The 13,541-nt window shown below is 41.3% G+C and carries 14 protein-coding genes; 10 read left to right on the top strand and 4 right to left on the bottom strand.

Annotation, left to right across the window (positions count from 1 at the left end; genetic code table 11):
* The 6 genes from M0221_RS06660 (at position 1) to M0221_RS06635 (ending at position 4,760) form a co-directional block, all read left to right on the top strand.
* Entirely contained in the window at positions 1 to 597 is a 597-nt protein-coding gene (locus M0221_RS06660; protein WP_483283324.1) for an EamA family transporter, read from the top strand.
* Between the two features lie 356 nt (positions 598 to 953).
* The gene (locus M0221_RS06655; protein WP_483283323.1) at positions 954 to 1,511 is read left to right on the top strand and encodes a hypothetical protein; all 558 of its coding nucleotides are present in this window, start codon (positions 954 to 956) and stop codon (positions 1,509 to 1,511) included.
* A 218-nt stretch (positions 1,512 to 1,729) separates the two neighbouring features.
* The gene (locus M0221_RS06650; RefSeq protein ID WP_483283322.1) at positions 1,730 to 2,260 is read left to right on the top strand and encodes an AraC-like ligand-binding domain-containing protein; all 531 of its coding nucleotides are present in this window, start codon (positions 1,730 to 1,732) and stop codon (positions 2,258 to 2,260) included.
* 5 nt (positions 2,261 to 2,265) lie between these two features.
* Positions 2,266 to 2,829, top strand: a complete 564-nt coding sequence (locus tag M0221_RS06645) for an AraC family transcriptional regulator (RefSeq protein WP_483284765.1) — start codon at positions 2,266 to 2,268, stop codon at positions 2,827 to 2,829.
* 85 nt (positions 2,830 to 2,914) lie between these two features.
* Positions 2,915 to 3,907, top strand: coding sequence for a virulence RhuM family protein/type II toxin-antitoxin system death-on-curing family toxin (locus tag M0221_RS06640; protein WP_181210386.1), 993 nt, complete (start codon positions 2,915 to 2,917; stop codon positions 3,905 to 3,907).
* 97 nt (positions 3,908 to 4,004) lie between these two features.
* Positions 4,005 to 4,760 carry a M90 family metallopeptidase gene (locus M0221_RS06635; RefSeq protein ID WP_483283321.1) on the top strand — a complete coding sequence of 252 codons (756 nt, stop codon included), beginning with the start codon at positions 4,005 to 4,007 and terminating at the stop codon, positions 4,758 to 4,760.
* A 126-nt stretch (positions 4,761 to 4,886) separates the two neighbouring features.
* On the opposite strand, the gene M0221_RS06630 is transcribed toward M0221_RS06635, so the two are convergent.
* Positions 4,887 to 5,561: a hypothetical protein gene (locus M0221_RS06630; protein ID WP_483283320.1), complete on the bottom strand. Its 675-nt coding sequence runs from the start codon at positions 5,559 to 5,561 to the stop codon at positions 4,887 to 4,889.
* A 223-nt stretch (positions 5,562 to 5,784) separates the two neighbouring features.
* Between M0221_RS06630 and M0221_RS06625 the strand changes: the two genes are divergently transcribed.
* Both M0221_RS06625 and M0221_RS06620 read left to right on the top strand, forming a co-directional pair.
* The gene (locus M0221_RS06625) at positions 5,785 to 6,258 is read left to right on the top strand and encodes a hypothetical protein (protein ID WP_483283319.1); all 474 of its coding nucleotides are present in this window, start codon (positions 5,785 to 5,787) and stop codon (positions 6,256 to 6,258) included.
* A 527-nt stretch (positions 6,259 to 6,785) separates the two neighbouring features.
* Positions 6,786 to 7,154, top strand: a complete 369-nt coding sequence (locus M0221_RS06620; protein ID WP_483283318.1) for a hypothetical protein — start codon at positions 6,786 to 6,788, stop codon at positions 7,152 to 7,154.
* Between the two features lie 70 nt (positions 7,155 to 7,224).
* On the opposite strand, the gene M0221_RS06615 is transcribed toward M0221_RS06620, so the two are convergent.
* Complete coding sequence (locus M0221_RS06615; protein ID WP_483283317.1) at positions 7,225 to 8,394, bottom strand: MFS transporter; 1,170 nt, start codon at positions 8,392 to 8,394, stop codon at positions 7,225 to 7,227.
* Between the two features lie 223 nt (positions 8,395 to 8,617).
* On the opposite strand from M0221_RS06615, the gene M0221_RS06610 reads away from it, so the two are divergent.
* Entirely contained in the window at positions 8,618 to 9,997 is a 1,380-nt protein-coding gene (locus M0221_RS06610; RefSeq protein WP_483283316.1) for an aminotransferase-like domain-containing protein, read from the top strand.
* A 284-nt stretch (positions 9,998 to 10,281) separates the two neighbouring features.
* On the opposite strand, the gene M0221_RS06605 is transcribed toward M0221_RS06610, so the two are convergent.
* Positions 10,282 to 10,881 carry a DJ-1/PfpI family protein gene (locus tag M0221_RS06605; RefSeq protein ID WP_483283315.1) on the bottom strand — a complete coding sequence of 200 codons (600 nt, stop codon included), beginning with the start codon at positions 10,879 to 10,881 and terminating at the stop codon, positions 10,282 to 10,284.
* 564 nt (positions 10,882 to 11,445) lie between these two features.
* On the opposite strand from M0221_RS06605, the gene M0221_RS06600 reads away from it, so the two are divergent.
* Complete coding sequence (locus tag M0221_RS06600) at positions 11,446 to 12,138, top strand: class I SAM-dependent methyltransferase (RefSeq protein WP_483283314.1); 693 nt, start codon at positions 11,446 to 11,448, stop codon at positions 12,136 to 12,138.
* An 11-nt stretch (positions 12,139 to 12,149) separates the two neighbouring features.
* Here M0221_RS06600 and M0221_RS06595 read toward each other — a convergent pair whose 3' ends face one another.
* A complete protein-coding gene (locus M0221_RS06595; RefSeq protein WP_483283313.1) occupies positions 12,150 to 13,478 on the bottom strand; it encodes a hypothetical protein in 1,329 nt (442 codons plus the stop codon).
* Positions 13,479 to 13,541: the final 63 nt, after the last annotated feature.

Genomic DNA, 13,541 nt, shown 5'->3' with positions numbered 1-13,541 from the left:
ATGCTGGTCGGTGTGCTAGGGCTTGGTGTGATTGCACTAAATCTCGGCGGTGATATGCCCTTGATTGGCTTTATCTGTATCTTGATTGCGGCTATAGGTTGGAGCTTTGGCAATATCGCTTCAAAACAAGCCTCAACACAGCAAAGCGCTAGTAATATTTCTACTGCTTCGCCTGTTAATAGCAACAACAAAGCTTCAAATAGGACATCGGCACTGTCTGCGCTAGCACTAGTGGTATGGGGCGGTCTGATTGCTTGTGTAGTTTTGACGTTATCCTCTCTACTATTTGAAAATGAGGCATGGACGCTTGCAACATTTACGGAGGCGTCCTTCAAGTCTTGGCTATCGCTTGGGTTTATAGTCTATGTCTCAACCCTGATCGGCTTTGGACTATGGGCGCATTTGCTTAGTCAAAATATCGCCTCTAAGGTTATGCCATTTGCCTTACTGGTGCCCGTATTTGGTATGGCGACTTCAGTGCTGCTCATAGGAGAAGTGGTTACATGGTGGAAGATGCTAGCAATGGTGCTCATCTTATCTGGACTGATCTTGGCTAATGTGAAGATGGGCCTAGGCAGGAAGTCTGCGCACGCATAGTAGTAAATAACTTATAGCTTCCTATAGGGTTAGTAAGAATAGACAAAAAGAGCAGTGCATCACATATGAAGCATTGCTCTTTTTTTATTTTAAACGCTTTATATCCCACTATGATAAAGATGAAAACAGGCTGCTTATAGCTACAGCTGTACACTCACAGTCAAAAACTCTGCACGCACAGTCCATCTATTTTGCCAAAACCTCGCTATAGTGAAAAAGCTTGATCATTAGGATAGATGATAAGCCAGATAAAGCGCGCGCTGAAGGGTAAGGATAAATGGTCATATAGACCAGCATATCTCTGCGCCTTTGGTCAAATCATCTCTGATATTAAATATAATTATCTGGCCACGCAGATGATGATTATTGCGTCAGATTCAGAGCTACAGTCACTCAATGCCACCTTACATGAGCTAGAAAGTTTAGGCGTGCAAAAGCTGCTAGAAGATGGTTTTGCAGAAGATGATATCATCATCGAGCGCACCATGGAGATGCGCTACGTCGGGCAGGTGCATGAGTGTAATGTGCTGATACCCAATGGCAAGCTTGATGCCGATAGCGTGCAAACGATTTTGGAAGCCTTCCATCATCGGCATAAAGAGCTTTATACTTATGATGAGCGTGATAATAAGGTCGAGCTGGTCAATATCGAAGTCGCTGTCATCGGTAAAATCAGTAAGCCCAAGCTACCAGAGCTTGCTAAGCAACAAGGTGATATCAGTCAGGCGCAAGTTGGCAGCCGTGAGATGATCATGGATCAAGAATACGAATGGATTGATACGCCTATTTATAATGGTGAGGAATTTGGGGCAGGGGCGCTTATTCAAGAGCCAACCACCACGATTGTGATTAAAAAAGGCTGGCAAGCAGAATTGCATGAGACGGGCACTTATAAGCTAACCAAAGCCGCTTAGCTTGCTGTTTTCATCGTTATCGCTTTATAGTTTTCCTTTCAGGCATTAAACCTCGTTTAATGCCTGATGTTTGTTTTAGGTATCATATTTAGACATCAGGGTAATAATACGTTTATGATATAAAAATGACCGCTTAGCATCTAATAAAATGCTTACAAATAGCGCTTAGTGTATAAGCAGCGATTACCGCTCATTTTTTATTCATAGAGTATTCAAGGATGAATGCAAGTCGCGATACAGACAATACCAATGCCAATAGCACAGCAAACAGCGATAGTCTCATAGACATTGTAGGAGACAATTCTATTTCAAATTCGGCAATATCATCACCACTATTAACCCCATTTTCGCCAATATCTTCAACGTCTGCTATAAGTGCTCCTCAAACGTTAGACGCGTTTGATTGGAAGCGCACCATCAATGACACCTATTTTGATCTCAATGTGAGCTTTCGCCAGCCAAGTCAGTTTTCTGGTTACTTGCAACACGCCAAGCTTTTGGATATCGGTGTGTCTCATTATCATGCCAATACCGTACATTATAAACGCAGCTTAGCAAGCAAACAGTCTAGTGACAGCGGTAAGGACAATAGTAGCGACGACAGTATTTTAATCACCTTTCCTGTGACCGGCAGCGTTCGTTTTACGCAAAAAAACCGCCAATTAACCTCAAGCCCGGGTCAGTTTTTTATTGAGTTATCAAACTTACCTTATGAGTTTTATCATCTGCAGCAAGTATCTTATATGTGATTAAGATGCCTTTAGCGCTATTAACCCCTCAAATGGGCACTATAGAGCGGCAGTTTGCCTGCAGTCTGTCTATTGATGAAGGGGCTGGCAGGTTACTGGTTTTTCAAATCAGACAGATATTAGAGCTGATTCAGCAACATCAATTGGCGGCTTTAGAGGTTAAAATCCTAGAGCAGCAGCTGCTTAACCTTATTGTATTGACATTGAGTACCCCGAAAGAGGTAATGATGAGTACCAGCTCATCCATACAGTCGGTACATCTAAAGCGCATCGAGCATTACGTCTATCTGCACCTAGAAAACCCCGCTTTAACCCCAGCGATGGTCGCTGCTACTTGTCATATATCGGTCAGATACTTGCATAAACTGTTTGCTGAGTTGCCCTATAGTTTTTCGGAATGGGTAAAAGAGCTACGTTTAAAGCAGGCCAACCATATTTTAAAAACCAAAAGTTACGTAACCATCGATGAAGTGGCGCATAGAGTCGGTTATGGTGACCAAGGTTACTTTGCACGCATTTATAAGCAGCATTTCGGTTATACGCCGCGAGATACTCCAGGTACAGGATAGTCATTGTTATGTACTCTGTCATGCAGTCGCTGTATGATTTATGAATTGAGCATAAGCGCGTATATTAAGTTAAGGAAAAACCAAGATGACTGATGCGACGAATGATAAAACAGCAAAAGTAGAGATTTATGAAAGCGCTGATGGAGAGGCGCAGGTAGACGTTCGCTTCGAGCAAGAGACTGTTTGGCTCACGCAAGCACAAATGACCGAGTTGTTTGGTCGTGACCAGTCAGTGATTTCACGTCATATTGCCAATGCTATAAACGATGAAGAGATTGCTGAAAAAAGCAATATGCAAAAAATGCATATTGCAAATTCTGATCGCCCTGTGACTTTTTATGACTTAGATGTGGTTATCTCAGTAGGCTATCGCATCAAGTCCCCTCAAGGTGTGCAGTTTAGACGCTGGGCAACCCAGCGCCTACGTGAATACTTGGTCCAAGGCTATACGCTCAATCAAGAGCGCTTTGATAAAAACTCAAGCGAGCTACAACAAGCATTAAATTTGATCAGAAAAACCGCGCAAAGTCCCGAGCTTAAAACCGATGAAGGTCGCGGCTTGGTTGAGATTATCAGCCGTTATACACAGACATTCTTATGGTTACAGCGCTATGATGAAGGTTTGCTTGATAATCCTGCAGGAGAAGATGGCGGTATCTTACCCAGTCCGACTGAGGCAATGGCAGCACTGACGGATTTGAAAGCGCAGCTGATAGCAAGGGGCGAGGCGACTGAGTTATTTGCCAAGCCTCGCGGTGATGGGTTGGACAGCGTATTGGGTAATTTAGAGCAGACGGTGTTTGGCGAGCCTGCATACCCGACCATCGAGAGTAAAGCGGCGCATCTGCTGTACTTTATGGTCAAAAATCATCCTTTTACCGATGGCAATAAACGCAGCGGCGCTTTTTTGTTTGTAGATTTTCTGCATCGTAATAATCGACTGCTCAATGATAAAGGTGACATGGTTATTAATAACACGGGGCTTGCCGCATTAACGTTATTGGTCGCTGAATCTGACCCCAACCAAAAAGAAACCTTGATTAAACTGATTATGAATATGTTGTCGTTAGAATCTTGATAAATAGGCTTATTGTCAGCATCACTTAACCCCTTAAAAACACATAACGCCAATAATAAAAAGCACATTCTAACGACAAAATTAAAGGAACTTCAATATGTTTAGCATGATAAAAGACTGGCGCGAGCAGCGCATATTGGACAACAGCGAGTTTACACATGCTGACTGGATGCAAGCGGCCAAGCGGATTGTGATACTTGATAGGTTGAACGAAGAGGAGCTAACACGCTTGTTTGAGCTGGCGACGTTGTTTTTAGCGGATAAGTCGATTACTGGCGCGCAGGGTTTCGAGATTACCGATGCGGTCAAGCAATCTATCGCCTTGCAAGCTTGTCTGCCTATTTTAAACCTAAGCCTTGAATGGTACGCTGGCTGGTCGGCTATTATTATTTATCCGGGTTCTTACAAAAGCGAAACCACCACCGTAGATGAGTTGGGGGTTGTCCATGAGGGCAGTCAGCACCGTAGCGGCGAAGCATGGCTGCGTGGTCCTGTTATTCTGTCGTGGAAGGACGCCAAACACTCAGGCGAGCGCGATGGTCATAATGTCGTCATTCATGAGTTTGTACATAAACTTGATATGCTAAATGGTCGTGCCAATGGTTTTCCGCCGCTGCAACCGGATATGGATTCTGCGCGCTGGACTGAGATTATGAGCCGAGACTTTGAGGATTTTCAAAGCCATCATAAATCAGGTCTCGACCGTTATGGCGCGACTAATCCTGCGGAGTTTTTTGCGGTACTCAGTGAAGTATTTTTTGAGACGCCGCAAAAGCTGGTCGATGCTTATCCTGATATTTACGAGATAATGGTGAAGTTTTTTCGGCAAACGCCACTTGAGCCAAGACCGTAAGATTTATGTATATCAAAAAGTAAATATATAATAGTTGAAGTAAACAAAAAGGGCGGTGCATCATAAACGATGCATTGCCCTAATATCATAAAATATTTCTAATGAATCAAACGCTTAATCTTTTTATTACACTGTCCATCTATCGTTGACGATACCAATCAAGTAGCGTTTCCCTTGATAGTCATCAAATACTAAGCGCATACCACGCCAGTCCATACCCTCATATTCAGCTGTCCCTTTATAATGAAAATCTACCACATCTGATTTTGGATAAGCCTCATTGACGTTATTAACCATATTGCCGCGAGATTCAAACTCGTTGATAGTTATACGCGCATTATTATATTTTTTAGCATCAATCCAAGTTCTTAGATATTCTGGTAGTGGTACCACCAATGCCTCGCCAGTACCGTCTTTTTCGCCCCAAGTAAAACGAATTTTTGATTGTTGTAGATACTGAGCATACTGCTCGCGGCTAAAGACTTTATCCGTATCAGTCCTTACGTAAGCATACATCGAAAAACGTACGCCACGAGTTGGGTGAATATCATCTGTGATTCTAGAAAAATCATTATTGGCAAGAGCGCGCTGGATACGCAGTGCTTGCTGTTTGAGCGTTTGCTGGCTCATATCTGAGACTATAGGTACAGATGGGTTGCCAGTTGATTGATTTGGAGTGCTGGCGTTGGATTCAGCAGAAGATTGGCACCCTGTGATTGCTAGCACTAAACCAAAACCCGCCGCGGTTGATAGCTTATAAAGATAAGACTGAAAAATATTAGAACGAGTAGATGGCATCATAACAATATCCTTATCGTAGCTTATTTAAGTCATTCCAAAACACATACTAGATCCAATGTATATTTACCAGTCAATAGTACTAATAACGCATCAAAGTTTATAATGGTGCTGTGTAAACAGTTTTTTTAATAAACTCGATAGACACAATTAAGCAGTAAAGTGGTAGCTTGTATGTGATTTAATGAATATAACACTTAAAACGTCATATTTCATGGAGGGTGCCATGCAAAAAATGATATTTTCTATAATGATGCTCGCAATAGGGTTTTCTGCTATCACGGCTACTGCTAATCTAACGCAGCCGTTACAGACAGCTTTTGCCATGAAAATTGATACTGTCGCTAAGATGTACCAGCAGGATGTGAATAATGAAGGAATGGATAACCCAGTGGTATTGCAACAATATGCCAATCCGGATCTAAAGGCTGCCATGCAGCGTGAGCAAGATTACTTTGCTAAAGCGCAAACATCCTGTCATGTGGGTTATGATGTATTGTGGAATTCTCAAGATCCTGATTATGCACAAGACAAGCAATTTTCAGTGACGACCAGAGGCTTGGTTCAAGTCAGCTTAGCGCATGGCCATGATGTTTATTATGAATTAGCCTGTGATAATTCTGCGTGCCAAGTGGCGGATGTAATCTTAGATGAGGATGGAACATCTTTACGAGCGCATTTGCTTAAAAACTGTCCTTAATTAGAAACTAATATATCGACATTCAATAACCGCTGATAGAAATCAATGGGATGATTAGCAAATAGCATTATACAAAATATGATGTGCCCAAATTATAAAACCGTTGGTTTGTTTTCGCATAATGTATATTATGTTAAATGAAGTCTATGTGCTACTAAGTTTATGAGATTATGATCAAACAGTTAGTTATTAGTCAGTCTGATTGATAAACCATAATAGACATGTTATGGATACAGTGATTTTATTATTCATTCAAAGTTAACCTCTTTGATAAACTTGTTCTGCTCATCATTACTGTGCTTACTGTCTTCACAATGCCTAATAAGCCCCTTGCATAGTCTCTCATTCCCAATTATCACCTCACAATCAAATAATGATTACTTTACATTGAGATTCTCAATCAAAAATAATTGTTTTTTTGACTGTCATATCTATTACGAGCTTTATCAAGATGACCAAAAAATAAATAGTTACTGTTGCCTACTAATTTAAGCAAGTCTCATCGCTTCATGCGCTTGGATGAGCTCATGCTAACACCTAAAAAACTGGTCAATACTGCGGGGCAAGAGTTTATAGAACAGGCGTTTTACGGTGATAATTGGACGGAAAATCGCCATGATATTACCAGACTGTTTCTTGTCGCCTGTCATCAGCAAGATAAAAACGAAGGCTTGTACTCGGCAAAAGAGCAGCAAATTGCTCAATTTTCAACAGCTTTTGCTAAAGAATATTCTTCTCAAGGTCAAGGTAATGAGCACTTATCAATTTCAGGCTTTACCGCTACCCTATTGTATCAGCAGGATGCTTCTTTTTATGAAAAAGCGGGTTATCATGGCAGTGAGAGCAGTCATTATCTGATTGTGCCTTATGTTCGGTTTAGTGTGTGCTGTGTTTGATTGATTACAATGACAAGCATTTATTTATTTCCTATTAAAGAAAGCTTGTTTAGCTAAATCAAATCTTATATCAAGGTGCTGCAATAGTAGCGGACTCTGGTTTTAAAATAGACTGACTTGCGAACAATAAAAACGCGCCCAGCAGTAAAAACAACCCAAAAGCGTAAAATGCAACAGTAGAACCATACTGATCTATCATCAAACCAGTAAAAATCACTGGCACGCTAAACCCCATGTAAGCCATTAAAAAATAGCCAGCACTAGCACGAGCTTGCTCAGTGCCAGCAGACTGTGTCACCCCTGACAACCCGCCTAAATAAACAAAGCCATAACAACTACTGCTAGCTAAAAAAGCCGCTAAAAGAATTACTGGTAGATTGGCATGCAGCGCACCCCAAGCAAGCAACGCATAAGCAGGAAGTAAAATCAGAATGCCCAATTTACATGATACTTGAGGATCAAGCTTTCGAGCGATAGGCTGAAACAATAATCCACAGCTGATGGCAAGCATAGAGGATATTCCAGCATACTTAGCCAGTCCATGCGTGGCTAGTACGGACGGAATAATAGACAATACCAATCCGGTAGTCGCCCAACAAATCAAAATACCGCCGCCATACCATATCACTTCACGATTAAAATATGGCAGCTTAAGCATTGATTTAAATGTATTAGAGCGTTTCGGCGCAGTCTCAGGTAATCGCCATACTAAAAATATTGATAAAAACGCGCTTATTAACAGGAAGAAAAAGCTGGCAGGTTGCTGGGTCTCATAAAATAACAAAGAAACTGTCGTTAATGCAGGCCCCAGACCAAAACCTATGGTTGTACTGGCAGTCACCCAAGTGGTCGCACGCGCCGTATCGGACGAGCCAATCAATTCAATCATATATGCAGTTGCCGTCGCTGCCATTAAGGCCGTGCCCACACCAAGCAATAATCGCGCTACTGCTAATGCTCGCGTATAAGGATAGAACATCATCAGAGCAGTTGCCGCTATTGATAAACCTAAAGAGATTAAAATCGTCTTACGTCTCCCAATCCTATCGGATAGCCCACCAAAAGCTAATAATACCGGTATCACCCCCAACACATAAAAAGAGAATGCGACCGTGGTTGCTAAAACACCGTAGCCATCATTTTTAGCGTAAATAGCATAAAGCGGCCCTTGGATATTAACGCTAGTTGTTATGACACATAATGCAAATGCCAAATATTTATTATATTTTTGAGTGCTCATATATAGCCGCTTTTAAAAAAGTATCACTGGGTTGATTGATATTAATGGTTGTCACTACTCAGGCTTTATAGCCATATCACATCGTTTTAGGTTCAATGATTAAAACAAAAGTGCGTTAGTTTATCTATATACAATCCCGTACAATTAGACAGAACTGTTTGGCATATAAAACTCGTACAGCTCTTCTATCGAATTTATATATTCATGGGTTCATTTGAAAAATATGAAGCATCAATTAACACGAATTGAAATCGTCATGGCTGACGTTAAAGAAAGGATAGCAACCGTCGTTTATATGCGCGGAACACGCCTGCCCTCCGTACGAGCAGCAGCAAACAGTTACGGGTTTTCACCATCAACGGTGGTTGAAGCTTACGAGCGCTTGCAAACCGAAGGTATTATTTACTCGCGTCCTGGCGCAGGGTTCTATGTGGCAGAATCTGTAGCGCCGCTCTCATTAAAAGAGTCAGGACACAATCTTGATCGCGCAATAGATCCACTCTGGGTGTCGCGGCAATCGCTTGAGCCATCCGATAATGTGCTAAAGCCTGGCTGTGGTTGGCTGCCATCAGATTGGCTCTTTGTGGAGGGTATGCGCCGCGGTTTAAGACATGCGGCAAGAGGTGACGCTACCGTTATCAGCGAGTATGCAACGCCCCTAGGGCTATTAGCATTACGCCAATTACTGACACGGCGTATGGCAGGACTGGGCATCGATTCGCAGCCTTCACAAGTAATGCTGACAGAGTCTGGCACGCAAGCGGTAGATTTGATTTTACGTTTTTTATTGACCGCAGGCGATACGGTAGTCGTCGATGACCCTTGTTATTTTAATTTCCGAGCGCTATTGCGTGCTCATAGAGTCAAAGTCATTGGCGTGCCTTATACGCCGAATGGTCCAGATATAGATGCCTTTGCGAAAATTTTGGAAGAACACAAACCGCGCCTATATATTACCAATGCCGCCATCCATAACCCTACCGGTGCAACCTTATCGCATGCTACGGCGTACCAAATATTGCAATTGGCTCAGGCATCTGGTTTATATATTATCGAAGATGATATTTTTGCTGATTTTGAAGTCAAACCTGCGCCACGGCTTGCGGCATTAGATGGTTTATCACGCGTGTTTTATATTGGTAGTTTTTCTAAAACATTATCGGCGTCATTGCGCTGTGGCTATATTGCAGCTCCTAACGAGTGGGTTGAGAGTTTGCTCGATTTAAAGATAGCGACTGGTTTTGGCGGCGGTCAGCTGGCAGCAGCCGTGGTGTTATCGGCGCTAACGGACAGCAGTTATCGCAAACATATGAGTACGATGCATATGCGTCTTGCAAGCGCACGTTCTCAAGCGCTGCCACGCTTGGCAAAATTAGGAATTGTGCCGTGGTTACTACCACAAGCAGGGATGTTTCTTTGGTGCCGCTTGCCAGATAATAATAGTGCAACCGAACTGGCTAATCGTTGTCTGTCACAAGGTGTAGTCTTAGCCCCAGGCAATGCTTTTAGTCAATCAAAAAATGCTGAGAACTTTATGCGTTTTAATGTGGCACAAGCTAGAGATTCACGTATATTTGAAGTATTGGCTCAAGCGTTGGTATAGCCAACAATACTTAGAAGTTTTTATATATTTAATAAATTATCTAATATGGCTGCTAACCATGCGTTATTGTTTCCAATATATTGGTGGCCACACTCTATTATCTCAGCAGGTGATTGGACAGATTTAGGATAGTTACTAAGTTCATTTTAGATTCCATCACGCCCATTCGTTACCATCTTGACCATACTCTCTCGGGTCACTTCAAAGTGACACTGCCAGCCGATAACGAAAGATCTAAGCTCTTTTTATGCCGCGGTGTTTATTAGGTACATTTATTAACGCTTTTAACCTATATAAAACTCCATACGTCTTGCAGTTGTTTGCATAGTTTGACTATCTAGTAACTTCTTCACACAGTACAGGCTGGCATGAATACCCGCACTTATTCCTGCTGATGTTACCAACTTAGTAGTCTCGTCACTGGCATCGACAAAACGGGTATTAGCGATGACTTCAATATTAGGATAGGATGCTAAATTGTCCAAATCCATCCAATGAGTGGTTGCAGACTTGCCAGCCAGCAATCCAGCTTTTGCTAATAGCAAGGCACCGGTGCAGACTGATAGCGTTAACTCGGTAATCTTTGCTTGAGAGATAATCCAATCAATAACTACTGGATTATTTATTTCAACCTTTTCTGCGCCATAACCGCCTGGAATAACCAAAACATCGATAATGGGATGATTGTCGAAGCTATAATCCGGTATAACAGTTAAACCATTTCTAGCAGATATTGGCGCTTGCTGCTCGGCAATGGTAATGACATCAAAATGCTTATCACTGCTATCGTTTTCAGCCAATGAAAATACCTCGAAAGGTCCTGCGAAATCTAATACTTCGACTTCGTTAAAAAGTAATATGCCAACGGTTCGTATCGATGTCATGGTGTGTCCTTGAGTTGATTTTATCAAATTAAATATCACTCATTTATACCCTTATAATCAAGCTTAATCTTCATTTACCTTTTTAACCAACGTCGCCATCGCATCCACCTTTGACGTTCCTAGCTGTTTCAGTCCTGCGACAGCCCCTACTCTATTTTCAGCAGATTTGTTTTGGCTCAACTTAAAATGAGCACTGCACTGAATCTTTGTGCAGTATTTTGGCATGACGCTCCATGCTTATATTATCAATAAACGCATTCAATACGGAATACGGTCAGCAACAACTGAAAAAAGGGTTATCTATTATCGATACTGCTTAAGTGCTGGGTTTGCTGATCAAGCGCACTTTCAGCGTACTTTTAACATTTAGTAGCAGCCACGCCCAATCAATACCGTAAGCCCTTACCGAAATAGTAAAAATAAGCAATTAACTGCCAGAAAAACCGCTAATATTCGATTGATAGTACATAGCGTTTTGGAATACCCTATCAGTAAATACAGCTTAGAGGTGTCCATAGTAAAATAACAAGGCAGACTCAGTCTAATACAATAAAGGTTAACTTTATGACTCCTGAATTTTGGAAAAATGCATGGCAAAAGAGCCAAACTAATTTTACTCAGAAAAAACCAAATCCCATGCTAATACATCATTTTAAAGCACTCAATAGCCCTAAAAATGGTCGCGTTTTTGTGCCTTTATGCGGTAAGAGCGTGGATATGCTATGGTTTATAAATCAGGGTTTCGACGTTATTGGTGTTGAGCTGTCAGAAATAGCAGTCATACAGTTTTTTGCCGAAACTGATTTGCAAGCGACAGTATCACTACATCCAACTACTCCTAATCTCACTTGTTATCAAGCTGAACATGAAGGACAAACTCTCAAAATCTGGGTGGGTGATATCTTTGACTTAAGTCCTATTGATATTGGAATAATAGATGCTGTATATGATCGTGGTGCATTAGTTGCTCTTCCAGATATGAAGCCTGATAATTTACGTACACGCTATACACAGAAAATGATGGAGCTCAGTAATAAAGCAAACCAACTTCTCTTATCTTTTGCTTATGACGGCGAAAAGCAGCGCAGTGATAATCATAAAAACTTACCTCCTTTCTTAGTGACACGATCTCAACTTGAACAATATTATACTGAGTATTATGAGATAAACTTGATCGCACAAGAGAAAGTAGACTATGTTTCTACCGCAGGTGATTCAGGATATCGTCTTGTCTATAGCTTACTATCTAAAAAATAATATTTTCTAACTCAATGCCTAACCTCTATGACAAGTCTTGTTTGGGCAAGCTCATCAAGATATTGATCTATGATTTGAGTGTTTTCTCTATCCAAATGGGCATCCCATTCATCAAGCATGACAATCCTACTTCGGTCGTCCTCTCTAATTTCTTGAATTTGCTTGATGAGTTGTTGTCCTGTTGAACCCTTATGGGCTTTATCTGATTTGTAATTGAAGTACAAATTGTGCTTGGCAGGTAAGTAGTAAGCCTGCTCTTGGTAGTCCTCTTTGAGCTTGAGCAACATACAAGATTTGCCAACGCCATTATTACCAACCAACGTTACTCTACCTTGCTTGGGTAGTTGTGTTGAATCAAAAATATCCCCTGTTTGCTTAACACGTATTTGGTCTGCTTGAATGTAGTTATCTAGATTGACAACGGTAGGTTGTAAGACCTCTAAAATACCATCTAGCATCGTTTTGATAACGCCAATACTGGTATGGTAACCAATCAAGGCATAGCACATTTGCAATAGCTGAATTTGTCTTGGCAGCGTGGCAATTAGTACCGCCATCGTCGCAGCATCGTGCCAATTTTTATTAAAAATGAAAGCAGTAACCGCAAAGACAGGCAGCATAAGTATGATCATGCCTAAGCTTGAATTGATATGCTGTATCGATGTGGATTTAACGCTATTATTCTTGGCTGTCGCAAAGCTTTTTTGAACAATATTATTATAGAGCGTGTAATTATGCTTATTAAAAATAACGACATTATCCCAACTGTCAAAAAGTTTAGCAGTTAAACTCAGCCGTGACTGCTGGTCTGTTTTGGCAGCCGTTTTTAAAGCGTGTCGTCTGAAATGCACAAATATGGAGGCAGAAATAATACCTACTGCATAACCAAGCAGTAACGTACCATCTAAAAACCAAGCAATGACCAACACGTTAAATAAGACATTGAGTACCAACGCTGAAATATCAAAAATACTATCAATGACTGTCTCAAGGGTGTAGTTGCTTTCTTGAGCGAGCGTTGTCGTTGCCGTACTCTGTAACTCGTCACTAGACAACAAATAAGTCTTGCCTAAAAAGACAGTATGAAAATCATCATTGTACAGCTTATGAGCATCGTACTTGGCGCGCTCTGTATTGGTGACACAATAATATGCAGGCACATAAACCGCTACTAAAGAGAGGGCAAATAGCACCATATACAAAATTGAAATAGTGTCCTCGGTCAGACTTTGTGCAAGGCGAGCAATAAAATATGTCGATGAAGCAACAATAATTTGCTGAATCAGCAAAAACAGCAGTGCAACCTGCAAATGCTTATTTAGTATGAGCTTATAAATCAAGTTTATTCACATCCTTTCAGATCAAAACACAATAATTGAGCAAGTAACGACTTCTTACTGGTG

The sequence above is a fragment of the Psychrobacter sp. ANT206 genome (assembly GCF_056880555.1).
The sequence above is the reverse complement of the archived record's forward strand: the minus strand, read 5'-3'. Positions and strand labels throughout refer to the sequence as shown.

Coding starts and splice junctions, on each gene's coding strand:
- M0221_RS06625 (WP_483283319.1), top strand. CDS start 5,785: ATGCAAAAAATGATATTTTCTATAATGATGCTCGCAATAGGGTTTTCT.
- M0221_RS06640 (WP_181210386.1), top strand. CDS start 2,915: ATGACTGATGCGACGAATGATAAAACAGCAAAAGTAGAGATTTATGAA.
- M0221_RS06635 (WP_483283321.1), top strand. CDS start 4,005: ATGTTTAGCATGATAAAAGACTGGCGCGAGCAGCGCATATTGGACAAC.
- M0221_RS06600 (WP_483283314.1), top strand. CDS start 11,446: ATGACTCCTGAATTTTGGAAAAATGCATGGCAAAAGAGCCAAACTAAT.
- M0221_RS06605 (WP_483283315.1), bottom strand. CDS start 10,881: ATGACATCGATACGAACCGTTGGCATATTACTTTTTAACGAAGTCGAA.
- M0221_RS06610 (WP_483283316.1), top strand. CDS start 8,618: ATGAAGCATCAATTAACACGAATTGAAATCGTCATGGCTGACGTTAAA.
- M0221_RS06655 (WP_483283323.1), top strand. CDS start 954: ATGATGATTATTGCGTCAGATTCAGAGCTACAGTCACTCAATGCCACC.
- M0221_RS06660 (WP_483283324.1), top strand. CDS start 1: ATGCTGGTCGGTGTGCTAGGGCTTGGTGTGATTGCACTAAATCTCGGC.
- M0221_RS06615 (WP_483283317.1), bottom strand. CDS start 8,394: ATGAGCACTCAAAAATATAATAAATATTTGGCATTTGCATTATGTGTC.
- M0221_RS06650 (WP_483283322.1), top strand. CDS start 1,730: ATGAATGCAAGTCGCGATACAGACAATACCAATGCCAATAGCACAGCA.
- M0221_RS06630 (WP_483283320.1), bottom strand. CDS start 5,561: ATGATGCCATCTACTCGTTCTAATATTTTTCAGTCTTATCTTTATAAG.
- M0221_RS06645 (WP_483284765.1), top strand. CDS start 2,266: ATGCCTTTAGCGCTATTAACCCCTCAAATGGGCACTATAGAGCGGCAG.
- M0221_RS06620 (WP_483283318.1), top strand. CDS start 6,786: ATGCTAACACCTAAAAAACTGGTCAATACTGCGGGGCAAGAGTTTATA.